Annotated in this window: 4 protein-coding genes; 2 read left to right on the top strand and 2 right to left on the bottom strand. The window is 71.1% G+C overall.

What is annotated here, in order from left to right; genetic code table 11:
* A partial coding sequence (locus GT030_RS25700) for an AfsR/SARP family transcriptional regulator (protein WP_161203151.1) occupies positions 1-837 on the bottom strand: 837 nt, incomplete at its 3' end.
* Between the two features lie 270 nt (positions 838-1,107).
* Between GT030_RS25700 and GT030_RS25695 the strand changes: the two genes are divergently transcribed.
* On the top strand, positions 1,108-1,296 hold the full coding sequence (locus tag GT030_RS25695; RefSeq protein ID WP_161203150.1) for a hypothetical protein: 189 nt from the start codon (positions 1,108-1,110) through the stop codon (positions 1,294-1,296).
* Between the two features lie 22 nt (positions 1,297-1,318).
* Here the strand turns inward: GT030_RS25695 and GT030_RS25690 are convergent, their stop codons facing one another.
* Positions 1,319-2,296, bottom strand: coding sequence for a DUF5996 family protein (locus GT030_RS25690; RefSeq protein WP_161203149.1), 978 nt, complete (start codon positions 2,294-2,296; stop codon positions 1,319-1,321).
* A gap of 291 nt (positions 2,297-2,587) precedes the next feature.
* Here GT030_RS25690 and GT030_RS25685 point away from each other — a divergent pair, with 291 nt between their 5' ends.
* On the top strand, positions 2,588-3,694 hold the full coding sequence (locus GT030_RS25685; protein ID WP_161203152.1) for an LLM class flavin-dependent oxidoreductase: 1,107 nt from the start codon (positions 2,588-2,590) through the stop codon (positions 3,692-3,694).
* Positions 3,695-3,707 lie beyond the last annotated feature (13 nt).

Genomic DNA, 3,707 nt, shown 5'->3' with positions numbered 1-3,707 from the left:
CGGGCGCCCGCCGTACGGCTCGCCGCGCAGCACCGCGAGCTGAAGACCGCGCAGCGCCGCACCCGGCTCCACCCCCAGTTCGGAGGTGAGATGGGCGTGGATACGGCGGTACTCCGCGAGCGCCTCGGCCCGGCGGCCCGAGCGGTACAGCGCCTCGATGAGCAGCGCCGACAGCCCCTCGTGGCCGGGCTGGCCGCGTACCGCCTCGCGGGCCTCGGCGATCATCTCCCGGTGTCTGCCCAGGCGGAGTTCGCCGTCGAAGACGCGCTCCACGGCGAGCAGCCGCTCCTCGGCCAGGCGCGGCACGTGGTCGCGGTGCAGCTCGTCGGAGTGGACGTTGCCGAGCAGCGGGCCCTTCCACAGTCCCAGCGCCGCCCGCGCCAGCCGCAGCGCGGACTCCGGGTCGTCGCCGGCCGAGGCCCGGCCGAGCAGGTCGCGGAAGTGGAGCAGGTCCAGGGTCTCGGCGTCCGCCTGGAGCCGGTAACCGCCGGGCACCGCCTCGATGGCGTGGTCGGCCACCCCGTACTTGGAAAACAGACGGCGCAGTCGGAGAACACAGGTGTGCAGCGCCGATCTCCCGCCGGACGGGGGACGGTCGCCCCACACCACGCGCTGGAGCAGCTCGCCCGAGACCACGGCACCGGGGTGCAGCAGCAGGGCGGCCAGCAGTGAGGTCGGTTTGGAGGGCTGGAGGACGACGGTCTCGTGACCGTCGGTGATGGCCAGCAGGCCGAGGACCTGGAAGCGGGGGCGGCACGGATGCGCCGCGATGGCCTGCTGATCAGGAAGGGCGCCGAGGGGCGCGGGAAGTCCGGTCTTCACCACAGCCTTTCGCATCGCACGGTAAGTGATGCACCAACTGCTGCGCACAACAGTGCACTTGTTCACACCAGGGGTGTAGGACGTGAACAAGTGAGCTGCTGAGACGGGAACTTAGAAGCGAACCGGTCGGTCCGTCCAGTGGTTGGCGCGAAACACCTGATGACGAGCGGGGGACGCGAAGGCTTTTGCGCCGAGCGGTGTTGGCGGGCGCCCTGCCAGGGCATACCCTCCCGGTGAAGTGGCGCGGCGCGCCCCCGTGACTGCCGCGCAGGGGGAGGAACAACCATGCCGTGGTGGGCGCTGATCCCGGTCGTCTCGACGATTACCGGACCGGTCGTGCTGTACATCCTGAGCCGCCGCAAACGCGACTCCGACGCCGACGAGCGGTACGAGGAGCTGTCCCACAAGTACGACGAACTGCTGGCGGAGAACCGTCGGCTCGAACCCCCGGCCGCCGGGGACCAGCGCGGCTGATCCTCGGCGAAGCCCGGTCCGCTCAGCCCCGATGCCCCACGTGCTCGGGGTGCTCCGAGGGCTGGTGCTCGCTCATGTACCAGCCGTCGACCCGCGGCCCGACCAGGTCGCCCGGCCAGCCCGCGGTTTGCACGGCCGCCTCGTACACGGCGTCGCCGAACCTGACGATCGCCCCGTGCGGGTCCGGCAGCCGGCGCAGGTTCTGCCACGGCAGCAGCGCGAGCCCGAGGTCGGGATGCCAGTCGGCGCCCTCGACACCCCAGGACCGGCCGGTGAGACCGTCCGGCTGCGGCCAGATGTAGGCGTACATCCCGATGTCCAGCGGGCTGCTGCCGTCGCCGTGCGTGTTGTCGAAGGAGAACCCCACCGACACGTACTCGTGCAACTGGGCGTTACGCATGAACGGCGGGCCCTTGGGCCCGGGGTCCGTCCGCTTCGGGCGCCAGCGGGTCGCCGACAGGTCGAACCCGCCCCACATCACGCCGACGCGCGGCCGGTGCCCGAGGAACGGGGCCTGCCATGCCTCCAGGCCGCCCGCGGCGAGGTCGAACGCCTCCCAGATCAGCCGCGCCGACTCCGCGTCCCACACCCGCTCCACCCGGTCGTCCACGAAGTTCGGCGGGGCGGCGGGGATCTCGCAGATCTGCGCGCTGCGCGGATGGGGGATGCCCAGCTGGGACGCGGCCTCGCAGAACGAGGTGTAGAAGTCGGCGACCGAGGTCCGCCCCAGTGACAGCGTCCGCGCGGCGCCGTCGGTCTCGATCACCACGTCACCGTCGAGCAGCCGGTAGTGCACCGTGAAAGCCGCCCCGTCCCGCCGGAACGTCGGTGTACGCAGCCCGCGCGGGGACACCTCCAGCACGATGTTGCCCCAGCCGACCTCGAAGGGGTCGTCCAGCGAGTACTTGCCCGCGACCTGAACCACCCGGTTCACATACTGGAGCATGGGGCCCAGCTCCGCGTGGTCCAGCACCGGCCACGCCTCGCGACGTTCGCTCACGGGAGCCTCCCGGCGGATAGATCCACGTGTTCCCGACGGCCGTACGACGCCGGCTTCGAACCGCCCGATTTCCGGCATGACAGTCGTACAACCGCATACTCCCCGATTCTCCCACGGGCCCCGGAGCCTCGCCTCCTTCCCGCCCGTGCCGGATCGCACCCGCCGTGACACGATGACGGGACAGGGTACGGGACACCCCACCTCAGTACGCCAGACCTCAGTACGCCAGTTCCGCGGAAGCGTCTGAAGGAGCCCAGCATGGCGTCGACGGAAGCGACCGGCGCGGCCGGGATGCAGTTCGGCATCTTCACCGTCGGGGACGTCACCACCGACCCCACCACCGGCCATACCCCCACCGAGGCGGAGCGCATCCGGGCGACCGTCGCGATCGCGCGCAAGGCGGAGGAGGCCGGGCTCGACGTCTTCGCCACCGGCGAGCACCACAACCCGCCCTTCGTGCCGTCCTCGCCGACCACCCTGCTCGCCTACATCGCCGCGCAGACCGAGCGGATCATCCTCTCCACCTCCACCACGCTGATCACCACCAGCGACCCGGTGAAGATCGCCGAGGACTTCAGCGTCCTCCAGCACCTGTCCGGCGGCCGCACCGACGTCATGCTGGGCCGGGGCAACACCGGCCCGGTGTATCCCTGGTTCGGCCAGGACATCCGCCAGGCCATCCCGCTCACGGTCGAGAACTACGGCCTGCTGCGCCGCCTGTGGCGCGAGGAGGCCGTCGACTGGGAGGGCAAGTTCCGCAGCGCGCTCCAGGGCTTCACCCTCGCGCCGCGCCCGCTGGACGACGTACCGCCCTTCGTCTGGCACGCCTCCATCCGCACCCCCGAGATCGCCGAACTCGCCGCGTACTTCGGGGACGGCTTCTTCGCCAACCACATCTTCTGGCCGGCCTCCCACACCCGACAGCTCGTCAGCCTCTACCGGCGCCGGTTCGCGCACTACGGCCACGGCACCCCGGAGCAGGCCGTCGTGGGGCTCGGCGGGCAGGTGTTCATGCGGCCCAACAGCCAGGACGCGGTCGACGAGTTCCGCCCCTACTTCGACAACGCCCCGGTGTACGGACACGGGCCCTCGCTGGAGGAGTTCACCCGGCAGACCCCGCTCACCGTCGGCTCACCGGCCGAGGTGATCGAGAAGACGCTGGGCTTCCGCGAGTACGTGGGGGACTACCAGCGGCAGCTCTTCCTCATCGACCACGCCGGGCTCCCGGTGAAGACCGTCCTCGAACAGCTCGACCTGCTCGGCGAGGAGGTCGTCCCCGTGCTGCGCCGGGAGTTCGCCAGGGACCGGCCCCCGGGCACCCCGGCGGCCCCCACCCACGCCTCGCTGCTGCGCGCACGTGAGGACGCGACCGACGAAGGCGACGCGGAGGCGCGATGAAGATCACGATCAT

This window comes from Streptomyces sp. SID1328 (genome assembly GCF_009865595.1).
GTDB classification, from domain to species: domain Bacteria; phylum Actinomycetota; class Actinomycetes; order Streptomycetales; family Streptomycetaceae; genus Streptomyces; species Streptomyces griseoluteus.
Note: the sequence above shows the minus strand (reverse complement) of the source record. Positions and strands in the feature narration are given on the sequence as shown.